This window comes from Bacillus sp. 16GRE42 (assembly GCF_019837435.1).
In the GTDB taxonomy this organism is placed as follows: domain Bacteria; phylum Bacillota; class Bacilli; order Bacillales; family Bacillaceae_G; genus Bacillus_A; species Bacillus_A wiedmannii.
On sequence record NZ_JADAXF010000002.1, the window covers coordinates 43,205 to 58,936 of the forward strand.

Consider the following 15,732-nt stretch of genomic DNA (forward strand, 5'->3'; position numbering starts at 1 on the left):
GAAGGTCAATAGAGAATTTAAAAATAGGTAACTGAATTATCGTGTTTGATGCCAGTTTGTAATGATACGAGTCCTACATCTTATTGCTTTGTTTTTTCATTATAGGAATTTGAATTTCTGTTACTTGCTCCTCTGGATTTTCTGTTACAGACCAATCAATCAACCCAATCTCAATCGAATCTCCATTCACTTCGTAACCTTCTTTATCAATGTATGAAAGTAACTCCCTATACGTTGCATCTGTTTCTTCATATGGTCCATGGTGATAAGAACAAGCAAATAAACTTTCTTTAATTTCATCTGAAGTATGCACTTCATACGGCATATAATCCAAAAGAATAAACACACTGCTATATGCTTGAAATTCATTTTGCATGAATGCTTTTTTGGAAATTGTCACACCTATATCTCCTGAAAATAGACTATCATCCATTTGCTTCATATTTTTTTGAAGCGAATGAATATAGTAATCAAACATATCATCTGTCGTATTCGGCGCCACTGCAATCGCTGTTATTTTTCTTTTCGGTATCTTTTTAATAACAATTCGATCGGTTTCTGCTTTTGTCGCCTTCTTTATTAAATGAATTCTATGTTCCATTTTCGCCAAAGCATACTCAATGTCTCTTTGTTTTTTCAACATCATTTCTTGTTGTTTTTCCAGTAAATTGAGTGCATATGCTGGATTTCTTTCATCAATATATTTCTTAATTTCCTTTAATGGAATATTTAATTGGCGTAAAAATTTAATCGTATCTAATAGTGAAAATTGATCGATTGTATAATAGCGATAATTTGTTTGCGGGTCCACAATAGACGGATGAAAAATCCCCTTTTCATCATAATAGCGTAAAGTAGATTCCGCTATATTATGCATTTTTGCCATTTCTCCAATTGTAAAACGTTTATTTAATAACATATATCCTTCTCCAATTCATAAAAAATGTAGCCTTATTTCTTCTTATTATATAGTGATTCCCTCCATACCTAAATCGAATCCTATCATGAAAATCTGCTATTTTTTCATTGATTTTTCATACATTTTATTATATATTAATTACAGGTTCAAATTACGAGTTCAAAAGAACTTGTAATCAGACCCTTTGTTTAATGTGTTTTACATATTTTCATTAGGCAAATTCCGAGAAATCGTATGATAAAAATAAAAATGATGAGGAGAGGATCCGATGGATTTCGAATTTTTCTTTCAAATTGCACTTATTTTATTAAGTACAAAGCTTGCTGGTGATCTTAGTGTTAGACTAGGTCAACCTTCTGTACTAGGTAAATTAATTGTCGGTATCGTTATCGGTCCAGCTATATTAGGTTGGATTGAAAATTCAGAGCTTCTAACACAATTAAGTAATGTCGGTGTTATTCTTTTAATGTTTATGGCAGGACTTGAAACAGACTTAGAGGAATTAAACGCAAATCGTAATTCTTCTTTAGCAGTTGCACTTGGAGGTATCCTTCTTCCATTCGTAGGTGGTTACGTTTCTGGTCTTGTTATGGGAATGGAACAAGGAAATGCTGTATTTTTAGGATTACTTCTATGTGCGACAAGTGTTAGTATTTCCGTACAAACACTTCGTGATTTAGGAAAGATGAAAACACGTGAAAGTACAACTATGCTTGGCGCAGCTGTATTTGATGACATTCTTGTTGTTATTTTATTAGCATTTGCAATGAGCTTCTTAGGTACAGACGATGTTAACTTAACAATGGTTATCTTGAAGAAAGTTGTATTCTTCGCTTCTATTATTTTAATCGGATGGAAAGGTGTTCCTGCAATCATGCGCTGGTTATCACCACTGCGCGTATCTGAGTCTATCGTAAGCGCGGCTCTTATCATCTGTTTCTCATTCGCATATTTCGGTGAATTATTAGGAATTGCTGGTATTATCGGTGCTTTCGCAGCTGGTATCGCTATTTCTCAAACGAACTACAAACATGAAGTAGAAAAGAAAGTAGAACCAATCGCTTACGCTATGTTCGTTCCAGTGTTCTTCGTTAGTATCGGTATGAATATTACATTTGACGGTATTGGCAATCAAATTTGGTTCATCCTAGCATTAACAGTAATCGCTGTATTAACGAAACTAATTGGTTGTGGATTCGGTGCACGAATGACTGGATTTGACGCTAAGTCTTCTGCCATTATCGGGGCTGGAATGGTTTCTCGTGGTGAAGTTGCACTTATCATCGCAGGAACAGGACTGTCTTCAGGTCTTTTAGCACAAGATTACTTTACAGCTATCGTTATCGTCGTTATTTTAACTACAATGATTACACCACCAATGTTAAAATACACTTTTGGTGCTAAAGATAAAGCAATGAAAGCAAGTAAATAAGCTTTCTACAATAAAAAGAGATTACTATCTTATAAGATAGTAATCTCTTTTTTCATTTTATCTTTAAACAATCTCGTTCTTTTTTAACCATTTTTCAAAAATAATTCGTGCTTCTTCATCATCCATATCATTACTAAATGAATACACCATAATGCCGTAATCATCTATATATTCACCTAGTTTCATTTCCTCCACTTTTTTATAAAAATCGTCTGCCTCGAAGTGCGGAATATAAGCATCCCAAACTGGTTCATTTATTCTTTTGTACGCCGTCACTTCTAAATCATATCCATCTTCATAATATCCGATGTGATAATGTTGACTAGGATCATATTTCTTCATAAAAATTCCCCTCCCTTTGAAAATGTATCATATTTCACATAATAAACAAAAGCGAGCCGTATTACGACTCGCTTCGTTCATTAAATGCGTTCCATCGCTGTCTTCAACGTTCCAACAACAAAGGCGATTTCTTCACTTGAAATAACAAGTGGTGGTGCTAACGTTAAGACGTTATTATATCCTGCTGTTGTCATGCCGTTTCGTCCTATAATTAACCCTTTTTCTTTACAAGCATTTACAACACTTGCAATTTTGTCGTTATCAATTGGCTCTTTCGTCTCTTTATCATTTACTAGTTCAATTCCAACTAGTAGACCTTTCCCTCTAATATTCCCAACAAGTGGATGCTCTCCAATTTCTTCTTTTAATTGCTCTAATAAAAGCGAGCCCATTTGTGCAGACCGCTCAATTAAATTTTCATTTTCCATAATCTCCAAGTTTTTAAGCGCTAATGCACAAGCCGCAGGATTTCCACCAAATGTATTAATATGACGGAAGAATTCATATTCTCCCTTCCCTTTAAATGCTTCATATATTTCTCTTTTCACAGCTGTCGCTGATAACGGTAAATATGCACTCGTAATCCCTTTTGCCATCGTAATAATATCCGGCTGAACGTCATAATTCATAAATCCAAATGCTTTTCCTGTACGTCCGAAACCGCAAATTACTTCATCGTTAATGAGAAGTGCACCGTGTTTTTGACACGTTTCATGAATAGCTTTCATATAGTCTTGTGGCGGCATTAAAATGCCTCCGCCCGTAATAATTGGTTCCATAATAAAAGCTGCAATCGTTTCACTTAATTCCCATGTCATAACGCGATCTACTTCTTTTACACATTCTACATCATAAATGTTCTCTCTTTCTATTTCAGGCATACGATAACAATCTGGCGGTGTTACATGTAAAAATCCTGAAGTAAATGGCTCATATTGATATCTACGCTGTGCTTGTCCCGTCGCTGCCATCGTTGCCATTGTATTTCCATGATACCCACGGTAACGTGACATAAATTTATAACGATGCGGTTCACCTTTTTGAGCATAGTATTGCCTTGCTATTTTAAAAGCCGTTTCGTTCGCTTCCGAGCCACTATTAGAGAAGAAAATAACATACTCCCCTCCAAGCCACTCATTTAATTTTTCTGCAAGCTTTATAGCCGGTTCATGCGATTGTGACATTGGAAAGTATGATAATGTTTGTAATTGCTTATAAGCCGCCTCTGCAAGCTCTTTTCTTCCGTATCCACTATTCACACACCAAAGACCACTCATACCATCTAAATATCTTTTCCCTTCTATATCTTCAACCCAGCACCCTTCTGCTTTTGCCCCTACCATTGTACTATTTGGACTAAAGGGACGCATTCCGTGCCAAACATATTGCTCATCTTTTGCTAATAATTCATCAGTCTGTTTCGTTTTCATCATTTCTTCCACCTTCCATAACAACTTATTTTTCACAAAAGCTGCGCTGGTGCCATGATGATTTAAATTTCTCCCTGCTTATTTTCATTCCACAAAATTAAGACAAAATCCTACTTACAATACAGTAATATTTACAAGAAAAAGGAGCTTTTCTTATATATCGAAAAGCCCCTCTTTTTTTAATGCGACGATGCATCACTAACACCATGACCTGTATTAGATTTTACAAGAATCTCATCAAATTTCGCAGCATCTTCTTTCTTACTAGATAAAACTGTTCCTAAATATGCTGCAAGGAATCCAAGCGGAATTGAAATAATTCCAGGTGTCGTATATGGGAAAATCGCTTCCCCCACAAATATAGCTTTTCCAGCTACAGGGTTCCAAACATTTGGACTTAATGCTACGAGAACAATTGCTGATACAAGACCAACGACCATACCCGAAATAGCACCTGTTGTATTGAAGCGCTTCCAATATATTGTGAATAATATAACTGGTAGATTTGCACTCGCTGCAACTGCAAATGCTAATGAAACTAAAAATGCTACGTTCAATGTTTGAGCAAATAACGCTAGTATAATGGATAATACCGCTACCCCAATAGACGCATAGCGAGCCATTGAAACTTGCTCTTTTTCCGTTGATTTCCCCTTGCGAATAATTTCATTATAAAAATCATGTGCAAATGCTGCTGCTGCTGTTAATACAAGGCCTGCCACTACAGCTAAAATAGTTGCAAAGGCAATTGCTGAAACGAAAGCAAATAAGAAATCTCCACCTAACGCTTTAGCTAATAAAGGTGCTGCCATATTACCAGCAGGGTTTGCTTTCATAATTGCCTCATTCCCTACAAATGCTGCTGCCCCAAATCCTAAGAAGATTGTCATAATATAAAATGCGCCAATTAACCACGTAGCGTACACAACAGATTGCCGTGCCGTTTTTGCATCACGTACTGTAAAAAAGCGAACAAGAATATGGGGTAATCCGGCAGTACCAAGAACTAGTCCTAAATTTAAAGACAGTGTATCAAGACCATCCTTATACTTTACTCCTGGATTTAAAAACGAATCTTTTAACGGAGTAGCAGTTTTCATTTGCGCGAACATTTCAGTCACACTAAAATTAAATTTTGAGAAAACGATAACAGAAATAATAAATGTACCAGCCATAAGTAGTACAGCCTTAACGATTTGTACCCAACTCGTCGCAGTCATTCCGCCAAAAATAACGTACACTGTCATTAATGTACCAACGATTAAAACTGATGTCGTATATTCGATCCCTAATAATAATTTAATAAGTGCACCAGCCCCAACTAATTGTGCAATCATATAAAAAATCGAAATCGTCATTGTATTAAGCGCTGCAACGCCGCGAACTTTTTTCGCATCAAAACGTGCCGCAATCATATCCGCTAACGTGTACTTCCCTAAATTTCTAAGCGGTTCTGCAACAAGGTATAGAACAACTAAATAAGCAACTAAAAAGCCGATACTATAAAAGAACCCATCAAACCCAGTTAATGCGATCGCTCCGGCTATACCAAGAAATGACGCAGCAGACATGTAATCTCCCGCAATGGCCAGACCATTTTGCCAACCAGTTAATCCCCCTCCAGCTGTATAAAACTCACTCGCATTTTTCGTTTTCTTCGACGCAAAATAAGTTATGACGAGTGTACCAAGAACGATGATTAAAAATAGTGCAAAAGCGGTTATATTCAAAGTCAGCCCCTCCCTTTTTGCATATCTTGTAGAATTTTTTGCGAGATTTCATCAAAGGATTCTGCTTTTTTGCTATAAATCATACATAATGACCACGTCATGATAAATTGCGCAAATGCAAACACCCATGCCCACGTAACATCCCCAAATGCTGGTGTATTGAGTACCTTTGAATACGATGTTAAAATAGGTAATGCAATAAAAAAGCTTAAAAAGAAAATACTCATCGGAACGATAAACTTCTTTTTCGTATTTAATAGCAATTGAAATTCTTCTGACTGAACAACCTCTGTATAATTCACTTCATTTTGTAACTTACGTGCTGACGTATCATCTCTTTTCATTCCCATTCCCCCTTGCATACCTAAAGGCTGAATTTTATAAATATTCAGAAACTTATTTCCATTTTAGACAATCCATACATTCCTGCAAAGATTTTTCGATAGACATTTTTCGGCAATTTCCCCTAAATTTTTAATATACTTTTTCAACATAAAAATTACGTACTTCAATCTCATACCAGTCAAGATTTGATGCCCATTAAAACAGAATAAAAAAGTAGTGCTTATCGCACTACTTCTGTCTTTTTCTCTTTTTCTAAATTACGAGCTGTTTCGCTTAATTCAACGTCCTTTCCATCTTTAAGCGTTCCAAATATGAAATCGAATACGGGATTTGAAACACCAAACCAAAACTTTTCATTTTTATAATGGTGTAATATGTGCTGTTTTTTGAGCCATCGCCCAAACTTAGTGAACGGACGAATTGGCTTATGTGCAATATAATGTTTCCATTCATAAACGAGAAGCATAATAATCATTCCAATTCCGAATGAAAGTGTAATAGTAACACTTTTTGTTATAGCGTATGATATAAGTAAATATATAGTAAAACTAGGTATACTAAACCATACAGGCAAAAATAATAGTTTTAAATCATCTGGATATACGTGATGATCATAATGTAATCTTCTTAACATTTTTAATAAAAATACGTTTTTAGGTGGCTTTAAGTGAAATAAAAATCGATGTGTCATATATTCGTTAAGCGTATAAAAAACAATCCCAAACAAACACGCGAACATACCGATCCATGTGAAAAATTGCATTTTTAAAATAATGATAAAAACAAATAAAATACTATACATAATAACGATATCATGTTGTAAAAAGAACTCTTTCCCCACTCTCTTCATCTTCCTTCCCCCTTTTCCAAAAAAACAGCCGCAACATATCGTTACGACTATTTCTTTTATTTTTTATTTTATTCTATTCACTTTACAAATTTGCCTGCTGCTCTATTGTCGAGAAAAAATTGTTCGATCCAAATATATTTTGCTTTGGAATAATATGTTCCACCGCAAACACTGTTACTTCTCCTCTTTGTACCTCTCCAATAATGAGCCCAAATATTTCATGATTTACCGCAAACGTCGGTTGCTTTGTTTGTAGTAATCTTGCTGCAGTATGAAATACCGCTTCATATAGTGGATTCCTATCAGTAATTTCTTTTCGGATTTTTGGTGCTAACGTAATAATAATTTCTTTTCCGTCAATAGTGGTTCGATACATAAAAATCTCCCCTTCAATCTTATGTGAACAACTGTAAAGCTTTGTATGCAAAATGGATAGAATATCCTACTAAAATAATACCTGCTCCGGCTGTTATATAGCCAAGTGCTTTTTGCTTTAATAAAGTTCTGCCAAAATGGACAGAAAAAGCAATATTTAAATTCCATAAAATAATGCCAACGATAATACAAAGACTGTACAAAAATGCTTCTTGTTTCGTTACCTTCGTAAGCAATGAGCTAAGTGTACTTCCGTATATACCAAACCAAAAAACAAGATTTAATGGATTGGATATCGCAATTAAAAAACCTGCCATAAACGATTGTTTCAGGCCACCTACCTCTTCCTTTTTATATTCCATATTCGTGTGGGAAATTCCTTGTTTTACACTTTGAAATCCTAAATAAAATAATAAGAAAAACCCTGTGCAATACATAAAAGCTTGTACATATGTATACATAAACACAGAAGATAAACCGAAGTAGATGAGAAGCATAAACAAAATATCTGCAGTCATCCCACCAATTCCAACAACCCACGCATGCCAAAAACCTCGTTCAATTCCTCGTTTTAACATTTCAATATTAATCGGACCTACTGGCGCAGCTAATGAAATACCTAATACAATTTGTTGTATAATCGCTCCAAACATCGCTCTATCCTTTCTACTTCCTTTACTATTAAGTAATGTTGTAATGATTAAAAATAGACTAGCTTTCATCAAAATATTTACTACTAAAATACCCTTTTTTATCCAAAATATACAAAAGAGCCATCTGGATGATGGCTCTTACTTTTCTAACTTATGAAGAAAAGGACATTTTCCTTTTACCACCTCTACATCGTCTCCTATGAAGTATTGTTTCCATTCGCGATGATCTGGATCACCATAATGACTAATATTAGGATGTTTCGGCAGCTGATCCCACTTTTCAACTCGATCTCGGACCGTTTGTCTTGAATATGCTCCTTTAGGGCGATCCCCTTCTAATCCATCAAAGATGGTGCGTGGTTGAAACCCAATAACGAGAGAATTTCCTAAATGCCTAGTTTTTCTTTGTTTATAAGCTGGCGCATTTCCAAATGCGAATATCGGTTCACCACCAAATGAAAATTCCCATAAGTAATGGTCTGGGTCTTCCGGAATTTGCTTCGGCCATGTTTGATCATCGTTTTCATGTAAATATTGTAGTACTTTCCAAAAGTAATCACGATAATATTCCAGTGATTGTTCCTCACATTCCGGTTCCACAAAAAGAAAGAACCCTCTTCTTACAATTGGGCGCTCTTTCATTAACTCTAAAAAAGATAACATTGTATGTGGCAAATGACTCCAATCATTATGAGAGAGAAATGAATAACGAAGTTCATTCTTTTTTAAAGCTGTTAAGCCGAAATAACACGGGAAAGTTGGTTCTAGCACGACACTCGAAAAATTTTGAAATTCTTTTGTAACCCAATTTGGTATGTCAGTTCTCGTTCTCATTCCTTCATTATCTAATAAATAAGACTCATTCATTCTTTCTTTCACCTCATTATGTATAGCATTCAATTAAGAATATTACATACTCGGCCTGTCCTATACCTATTTAAAAATTCGGCTGGAAAATTATTTAAAAATACAAAAAAATAAAATCGCTTACTTGACTAATTTCTACCAATTCGTGTATATTTAAATTAATCATTTAGCAGAATATTCAAGATTATAGCATTTTTAGTTTATATTATCTTTCAAATGAATTTCACTAAATGAAAAAAGCAAATGTTTTTAGGAGGAATTGTAACATGCAAGGAAAAGTAAAATGGTTTAACAACGAAAAAGGTTTTGGATTTATCGAAATGGAAGGCGCTGACGATGTATTCGTACATTTCTCTGCTATTCAAGGTGACGGCTACAAAGCTTTAGAAGAAGGTCAAGAAGTATCTTTCGATATCACTGAAGGAAACCGCGGACCTCAAGCTGCTAACGTAGTAAAACTTTAATCCAACATATAACAGGAGGTTACCTTACTTGGTAACCTCCTTTGTTATTCCTTTGTATATTTCCGTTTTACAGAGCAAAAACTATGTGAAATGCGCAATATACAAAGGAGGAAGTAATAATGGGATCAGAAGTAAATGATTTTGAAGAAGTGAAATTCCGTGTAGAAACAGCACAAAAAATGGTAGGATCAGCGACAATTTCAATGGATCCAGATACATTAGAGCATGCAACTACTGCTGTAGAAGCCGCTCGCTCTCAGCTTGAAATTATGAAATCTGTTGCGACAGATTTAGATGAGCCATTTTTAATGAATGAGGAAAAGAAATTAAGTAAATGCGAGCATCAATTAAATGAAGCAAGACACTAAAAAACATCCAGAGAATTTTCTCTGGATGTTTTTTCATGATAACTGTTCTCCATACTTTTTCAATGTTTCTCCAACTGTACATTGTCGTATACAAAAGGAATGAGCATAATACTTACTATTTGTCTTTCGATTATGTTCTCGCAAAAAACATCCTTCACAATACGTTTCTAATAAGTCATTTACCTCTGTAATGAGTTGCTTTTTATCCACCTTTGCACCTCTCTATTCGGTTATTTCTTTATGACTATCAATGACTGTTCCTTCTAATGCTTGCGTAGCTAATTGATGCGCTTCTTTATTTTGTTTTCTAGATATCGGCTCACATACAAGTTTTAATTTCATTTGCTTCGCTTTTTGTTCAATTTGATCTAAGTAATGATTTAAATGCTCATCATAACACGGCCATTCTCCAGCCAATTGCTGCAGTACAACTTGAGAATCGCCGCGAAGTGTAACTGCTTCATACTTAATTCCTAATTCCTCGAGTATATTCATGCCATATAGTAATGATGCATATTCCGCTTCATTATTATCATATATACCTTCTATATATGCATTACGGCGAATTCGGTATTTTATATTTCCTTTTTTATAGTATACACATATACCTACTCCAGCTTCTTTCGTCTGTACATCATAACCGCCATCAAAATAAACGAGTATTTCTTGGGGCTCTTCCTCCACTTGTTTACTCAGCTTTTTCATTTCCTTTAATGACCATTCTGCATCCATTTCATCATAAAATGATAGTTCTTTCACTCTTCCTGTTTTCTCGAAATCCTCTGCAAATTGCAATGCATCTTCTATGTTCATATAATCTGTCGTTAATTCCGTCTGTAATCCGCTCTTTGTTTTATACAACCAATGGATTTTATATTTCATACTAGATTCCCCTTATATAAGATTTCTTATATGTAGTCAGCTAATGAAAGCCTCACTTTATTTTATTATATTGTATCAAGAGTCACAGCATTATATTCAATTTGCTTACATACAAAAAGAGCTATCCCTATAGGAATAGCTCTTTCATCTATTGCATAAATCTTTCAAATTGTACTCGTTTATTAATCCAGTACATTACAGGCATACCAATCGCCATGACAACAAATTCACCGATTGCACATGTTAACCAAGTCAACATAAATGGTAAATCAAATGCAAGATGAAGTTCAGTTGCAATCATAAACATTGTAATTGTAAAAATAACTGTATTAAAAATCATACGAGCCCAAACACCTTTAATAAATCGCATAGAAATAATCGTTGCAACTAATGCAAGAATAGATTGCCCTACTCCAAATACTAAATCGTAAGCGATCATAGGTGAGAAAAAGAGATTTGTTAAAAATACACCTACTACAATTCCGTAAATTGCTTTCTTATTAAATACAACAAGATGATTAAACATCTCTGAAATACGAAACTGTACATTCGTAAAGCCAAATGGCTGAATCAGCATAGAAACAGCAATATATAATGCCGCTAAAATACCATTACCGACTAATGTTCTAATATTCATGACAAAATCTCCTTAGTTTTTTTACGTGGGATGGTTTCGAACCACGTTATTCGTTTTTTAAGCAACAAGATTATATTCTACGCAATACACACTCTTTCGTCAATAGATCCCTATCATTAACTACCTTTTTTCTTTTGGACAACGTATAATAAAACATATGAAAGTTTTAGGAGGTTTCACTTCATGACAGCAACAATTCAAAATGAAAAAGTGATCGTTTCCATTTCTGACAATGGTGCAGAATTACAAAGCGTTCGCTTAAAAGAAGATAACACTGAATACTTATGGCAAGGCGATTCTACTTATTGGGGGCGCCGCGCACCAATTTTATTCCCAATTGTCGGCCGATTAGTAGATAATACATACTACGTAGATGGTAAACCATATTCTTTAACACAGCACGGCTTTGCTCGTGATCTTACATTCTCTGTAAAAGAACAAAGTGAAACAAAAATCACTTACATTGTTACTAGTAATGAAGAGACATTAAAAAAATACCCATACGAATTCGAATTACTCGTTTCTTATGAACTAGATGAACAAATCGTTCATGTAACATATGAAGTAAATAATCCTGCTTCAAAAGAGATGTTCTTCTCAATCGGAGCACACCCTGGTTTCAACTTCCCCTTATTAGAGGGCGAATCATTTACAGATTATCATTTATCATTTAATGATTCTGAACGCTTAGAAACAAGCGTATTAGAAGGACCTTACCTTTCAAGTAAAAAACAATTAATTGCTGAAAATACGAATGAATTACCACTTACATACGATTTATTTAAAAATGATGCGCTTATTTTTGAAAATATGAATACGGATGAAATCTCTATTCGTTCTCATAAACATAATAAATTTGTAAAAGTAGAATTTGATGGATTCCCATTTGTTGGCGTGTGGACACCAGGCGAGAACGCACCTTTCTTATGTATTGAACCTTGGTACGGTATTGCTGATGAAGTAAATCCAGCAAAAGATTTCAAGGAAAAAAAAGGAATTCAATCTTTACAAGCGAATGAAACATTTACATGTCGTTATAGTATTACAATCGGCTAAGTTACTCTATCCCCTACTTCAAGGAAACATATAAGTAGGGGATCATCTTATAATATGGAGGTTTCTCATTTTGATTGAAGTATATATTGATGGTGCATCAAAAGGAAATCCTGGTCCTTCTGGTGCAGGCGTGTTTATTAAAGGGGTGCAACCAGCTGTACAATTATCACTGCCCCTTGGGAGAATGTCCAATCATGAAGCAGAATACCACGCTTTACTTGCGGCATTAAAATATTGCACGGAGCATAATTATAACATTGTCTCTTTTCGTACAGATTCGCAACTTGTCGAGCGAGCTGTTGAAAAAGAATACGCAAAAAATAAAATGTTTGCACCACTATTAGAGGAAGCATTACAGTACATAAAAAGTTTCGATCTCTTTTTTATTAAGTGGATTCCAAGTAGTCAAAATAAAGTTGCTGATGAATTAGCTAGAAAAGCTATCTTACAAAATTAACGGGGGGATGAGTGTGAAAAAAGATTGGATTGCTCCTCTTGCGTTATTATTCGTCTCTTTTATTTGGGGAGCTACATTTGTTGTCGTTCAAAATGCTATGTCTTTCGTTGGTCCATTTACTTTTAATGGTATTCGCTTTTTATTCGCTGGAATTATTTTATTATTCGTTCAAATGATTTTCTCAAAAAAATCTTCAAAACAAGATATAAAACAGAGTAGCCTCGCTGGATTAATCGTTGGATTCTTTTTATGTATTGGCTATGTATTACAAACATTCGGCTTACTTTATACAACTTCTTCAAAAGCAGGCTTCTTAACAGGGCTTAGTATCGTTATGGTACCAATTCTATCTTTTATCTTTTTAAAACAAAAAGCTACTATTTTTATCGTATTTGGTATTGCTGTAGCAACAGCAGGTTTATACTTATTAACAGCTGGTGATTCTTTTCAATTAAACATCGGCGATATACTCGTTCTCGGTTGTGCAGTTGCTTTCGCTGCTCATATTCTCGTTAACGGCTTCTTCTCTAAGAAAATATCACCTTTATTATTAAGCACGTCGCAAGTATTAGCTGTCGGTATGTTTTCTTCTATTTGCGCCTTTTTGTTTGAAGATTGGGAAAAATTATTTTCAGTAGCACTATGGACGAATTCTTCTTTTTTATTCGCTCTATTTCTAACTTCCCTATTCGCGACATCCATTGCTTTTTTCATTCAAACATCTGCACAAAAACATACGTCTCCAACGAGAGTAGCAATTATTTTCGCAATGGAGCCCGTTTTTGCTGCATTAACAGGCGTTCTCGTTGCAAACGAACAACTTTCTATTTCTGCTATTATCGGATGTCTATGTATTTTCCTAGGCATGGTTTTTGTTGAATTACCTTCCAAAACAAAAAAAGAAGCGCAGGCTGCGTGAAGTTACGCTTGTAACTTTCGCATAAAAGCCTTAGCGCTTTTTTTATCTGTAATTTCTTCTTCTTTCAATCGTTCTAATAACGCAACAAAATAACTTCCATCAAACTGTAATTGATGTTTAATTGTCGCTTCTATTGCCGCGTTCACAATACCATCAGATGCACCAGTATATCCTTGTCCGAACATAATAAACCCTTGTGCTTCCTCTGATAATTTAAATCCTTTCATATGTAAGAATGAAAGATAATCTTCTACTGTTTGCATGTTATTCCCACCTACTCAAAAATTCTCCATCTCCTATCATACATGTTTTTACACGCTATGAGAATGAAATTTCTTTGACAACTTTGTAAATCTATCGTCTACTGCATAGACAATAGAGGATTTCCTTGTAATATGAATGAATATGTATAGTGGAACTTATTTCATATTAAAGGGGAGACACGATGAAACAAGCACTATTAATTATCGATGCGCAGCAAGAATTAATGGATGGAAATGAACAAGAAAAAGAAGTTTTTCGTAAAACCGAGTTATTATCTACACTAAATACAGCCGTACAGAAAGCGATAGATGCAAATGCCCTTATTGTTTTCGTAAGAGATATCGATGTTGCTTCTGGTAGTGGAGAAGGATTTGAAGTACATAATGAAATTAAAGTACCTCAGTCTGCAATCCTTATTAATAAAGCAGCAACAAACTCATTCTATGGCACTTCTCTACTTGAACTTTTAAAAGAAGAAAAAATTAATCATATCGTTATCGGTGGATGTAAAACAGAACATTGCATCGACACCGCAGTTAGAACAGCTACTGTACAAGGATTTGATGTTACATTAATTAAAAACGGTCATTCCACAACTGATTCTAACGTATTATCTGCAGAGCAAATTATTGGTCATCATAATAAAACTCTACATGGACATTATAACGTTGATCATTTTTCAATGGTTAGAGATGTCGAGGAAGACCTTTTTCAACCAACTCACGACCAATATCGTAATTAATAAAAAGAATCCTTCATTCAGAAGGATTCTTTTTCATCCGAAAATTTGCGCTGCAATACTATAGAGCCCATTATTCCGTTTTAATAATTGTTCACTATTTCTCATCATAATTGGTGGTGTATTAACCTTTTGAAAGCCAACAGCCTCTAATTGATTTATAAAATCTTTTTTACCCTCTGGTACATCAATTCTTACTTTACCATGATGTTCTCTTGCTAAATAATGTACAATTCTCATTGCCATCGCATCATTTTCAGCAACGACCGGACCTATTATTTTATTTTCTAGTGTTTGTATACTTAAACCGTAACCTAATACATTTTGTTTGTTGTCCTTTACAACGATGCATTGTTCACTTTGTATAATTCTTTTCTTTAAAAATACTTTTCTATTTGTTCCAAACGCATATTCATCTATTTTTATTATTTCTTCTAAATCAACCTCTTCATAATCCATCATACATTCTTCATTTTCTACACATTTATGATTCACATTGTATGAGTTGCATATGTATTTAGAAACATAGCTCACTGACTTGAACCCTAACTTTTCGTATAAAGGCTTTCCCTCATCCGTAGCAATAAGCATTATTGGAGTTTGAGCTGATACAGTCATAATGCATGAATTCGTTATCGCCTTTCCGATCCCACCTCCCTTATAAATCGGATGTACAATCACCATTCCGATAGACGCTAATTTCTCCCCATATAATATAATTGCCGCGCTAGCAATAAGTTCCTTCCTCCCATTCCACACACCGTATACAATACCTGAGTCAAAAATAGTCTCAATTTCTTCTCTGTTATAATCCCAGCCAATATAAGAAGATAATGCAACAATATCCTCTATATTTTCTTTTCTAAGACGATCCACTCTTATTTTCAATCCAATCATTCCCCATCCCCTTATCTAGACATTTAAATCATTATTATCAAATCAACTTGTACATGTTTCACTTTATCTGTCACACACATATCCTATTTTGACCAAGACTATATTG

At 34.6% G+C, this 15,732-nt stretch carries 21 protein-coding genes and 1 riboswitch; of the genes, 7 read left to right on the forward strand and 14 right to left on the reverse strand.

Annotated features, from left to right (window positions below):
• Positions 1–73: 73 nt before the first annotated feature.
• Complete coding sequence (locus ILS93_RS12480; RefSeq protein ID WP_088048426.1) at positions 74–919, reverse strand: MerR family transcriptional regulator; 846 nt, start codon at positions 917–919, stop codon at positions 74–76.
• A 268-nt stretch (positions 920–1,187) separates the two neighbouring features.
• Between ILS93_RS12480 and ILS93_RS12485 the strand changes: the two genes are divergently transcribed.
• Positions 1,188–2,351 (forward strand): cation:proton antiporter, encoded by a 1,164-nt coding sequence (locus ILS93_RS12485; RefSeq protein WP_088048425.1) that lies wholly within the window; start codon positions 1,188–1,190, stop codon positions 2,349–2,351.
• A 63-nt stretch (positions 2,352–2,414) separates the two neighbouring features.
• Here the strand turns inward: ILS93_RS12485 and ILS93_RS12490 are convergent, their stop codons facing one another.
• From ILS93_RS12490 to ILS93_RS12525, 8 genes are all read right to left on the reverse strand, one after another.
• Entirely contained in the window at positions 2,415–2,693 is a 279-nt protein-coding gene (locus ILS93_RS12490; protein ID WP_222660625.1) for a DUF3986 family protein, read from the reverse strand.
• An 80-nt stretch (positions 2,694–2,773) separates the two neighbouring features.
• Positions 2,774–4,123 (reverse strand): aspartate aminotransferase family protein, encoded by a 1,350-nt coding sequence (locus ILS93_RS12495; RefSeq protein WP_222660627.1) that lies wholly within the window; start codon positions 4,121–4,123, stop codon positions 2,774–2,776.
• Between the two features lie 179 nt (positions 4,124–4,302).
• Entirely contained in the window at positions 4,303–5,853 is a 1,551-nt protein-coding gene (locus ILS93_RS12500; RefSeq protein ID WP_222660629.1) for a solute symporter family protein, read from the reverse strand.
• 2 nt (positions 5,854–5,855) lie between these two features.
• Entirely contained in the window at positions 5,856–6,197 is a 342-nt protein-coding gene (locus ILS93_RS12505) for a DUF485 domain-containing protein (RefSeq protein WP_000817375.1), read from the reverse strand.
• 221 nt (positions 6,198–6,418) lie between these two features.
• Positions 6,419–7,048 carry a sterol desaturase family protein gene (locus ILS93_RS12510; RefSeq protein ID WP_064476566.1) on the reverse strand — a complete coding sequence of 210 codons (630 nt, stop codon included), beginning with the start codon at positions 7,046–7,048 and terminating at the stop codon, positions 6,419–6,421.
• Between the two features lie 82 nt (positions 7,049–7,130).
• The gene (locus ILS93_RS12515) at positions 7,131–7,424 is read right to left on the reverse strand and encodes a hypothetical protein (protein WP_064476567.1); all 294 of its coding nucleotides are present in this window, start codon (positions 7,422–7,424) and stop codon (positions 7,131–7,133) included.
• 19 nt (positions 7,425–7,443) lie between these two features.
• A complete protein-coding gene (locus ILS93_RS12520) occupies positions 7,444–8,076 on the reverse strand; it encodes a LysE family transporter (RefSeq protein ID WP_000466561.1) in 633 nt (210 codons plus the stop codon).
• A 138-nt stretch (positions 8,077–8,214) separates the two neighbouring features.
• Entirely contained in the window at positions 8,215–8,943 is a 729-nt protein-coding gene (locus ILS93_RS12525) for a YqcI/YcgG family protein (RefSeq protein ID WP_064476568.1), read from the reverse strand.
• Between the two features lie 266 nt (positions 8,944–9,209).
• Between ILS93_RS12525 and cspB the strand changes: the two genes are divergently transcribed.
• Positions 9,210–9,407, forward strand: coding sequence for a cold shock-like protein CspB (gene cspB / locus ILS93_RS12530; protein ID WP_001161731.1), 198 nt, complete (start codon positions 9,210–9,212; stop codon positions 9,405–9,407).
• A gap of 119 nt (positions 9,408–9,526) precedes the next feature.
• The gene (locus ILS93_RS12535) at positions 9,527–9,775 is read left to right on the forward strand and encodes a DUF2564 family protein (protein ID WP_000534395.1); all 249 of its coding nucleotides are present in this window, start codon (positions 9,527–9,529) and stop codon (positions 9,773–9,775) included.
• Between the two features lie 33 nt (positions 9,776–9,808).
• On the opposite strand, the gene ILS93_RS12540 is transcribed toward ILS93_RS12535, so the two are convergent.
• The 3 genes from ILS93_RS12540 to ILS93_RS12550 form a co-directional block, all read right to left on the reverse strand.
• Positions 9,809–9,985: a zinc-finger domain-containing protein gene (locus ILS93_RS12540; protein ID WP_000358801.1), complete on the reverse strand. Its 177-nt coding sequence runs from the start codon at positions 9,983–9,985 to the stop codon at positions 9,809–9,811.
• A gap of 12 nt (positions 9,986–9,997) precedes the next feature.
• Positions 9,998–10,657: a ribonuclease H family protein gene (locus ILS93_RS12545; protein ID WP_222660631.1), complete on the reverse strand. Its 660-nt coding sequence runs from the start codon at positions 10,655–10,657 to the stop codon at positions 9,998–10,000.
• 148 nt (positions 10,658–10,805) lie between these two features.
• Complete coding sequence (locus ILS93_RS12550) at positions 10,806–11,294, reverse strand: QueT transporter family protein (protein ID WP_222660632.1); 489 nt, start codon at positions 11,292–11,294, stop codon at positions 10,806–10,808.
• A 6-nt stretch (positions 11,295–11,300) separates the two neighbouring features.
• A riboswitch (PreQ1 riboswitch) is annotated at positions 11,301–11,345 on the reverse strand.
• A gap of 132 nt (positions 11,346–11,477) precedes the next feature.
• On the opposite strand from ILS93_RS12550, the gene ILS93_RS12555 reads away from it, so the two are divergent.
• The 3 genes from ILS93_RS12555 (at position 11,478) to ILS93_RS12565 (ending at position 13,726) form a co-directional block, all read left to right on the forward strand.
• On the forward strand, positions 11,478–12,350 hold the full coding sequence (locus ILS93_RS12555; protein ID WP_088048421.1) for an aldose 1-epimerase family protein: 873 nt from the start codon (positions 11,478–11,480) through the stop codon (positions 12,348–12,350).
• Between the two features lie 70 nt (positions 12,351–12,420).
• The gene (locus tag ILS93_RS12560; RefSeq protein ID WP_064476572.1) at positions 12,421–12,807 is read left to right on the forward strand and encodes a reverse transcriptase-like protein; all 387 of its coding nucleotides are present in this window, start codon (positions 12,421–12,423) and stop codon (positions 12,805–12,807) included.
• Positions 12,808–12,820: 13 nt separating this feature from the next.
• The gene (locus ILS93_RS12565; protein WP_064476573.1) at positions 12,821–13,726 is read left to right on the forward strand and encodes a DMT family transporter; all 906 of its coding nucleotides are present in this window, start codon (positions 12,821–12,823) and stop codon (positions 13,724–13,726) included.
• A 2-nt stretch (positions 13,727–13,728) separates the two neighbouring features.
• Here the strand turns inward: ILS93_RS12565 and ILS93_RS12570 are convergent, their stop codons facing one another.
• Positions 13,729–13,989 (reverse strand): DUF6123 family protein, encoded by a 261-nt coding sequence (locus tag ILS93_RS12570; RefSeq protein WP_031531799.1) that lies wholly within the window; start codon positions 13,987–13,989, stop codon positions 13,729–13,731.
• Positions 13,990–14,171: 182 nt separating this feature from the next.
• Between ILS93_RS12570 and ILS93_RS12575 the strand changes: the two genes are divergently transcribed.
• The gene (locus tag ILS93_RS12575; protein WP_088048420.1) at positions 14,172–14,732 is read left to right on the forward strand and encodes a cysteine hydrolase family protein; all 561 of its coding nucleotides are present in this window, start codon (positions 14,172–14,174) and stop codon (positions 14,730–14,732) included.
• 33 nt (positions 14,733–14,765) lie between these two features.
• On the opposite strand, the gene ILS93_RS12580 is transcribed toward ILS93_RS12575, so the two are convergent.
• Positions 14,766–15,626, reverse strand: coding sequence for a GNAT family N-acetyltransferase (locus ILS93_RS12580; RefSeq protein ID WP_064476575.1), 861 nt, complete (start codon positions 15,624–15,626; stop codon positions 14,766–14,768).
• Positions 15,627–15,732: the final 106 nt, after the last annotated feature.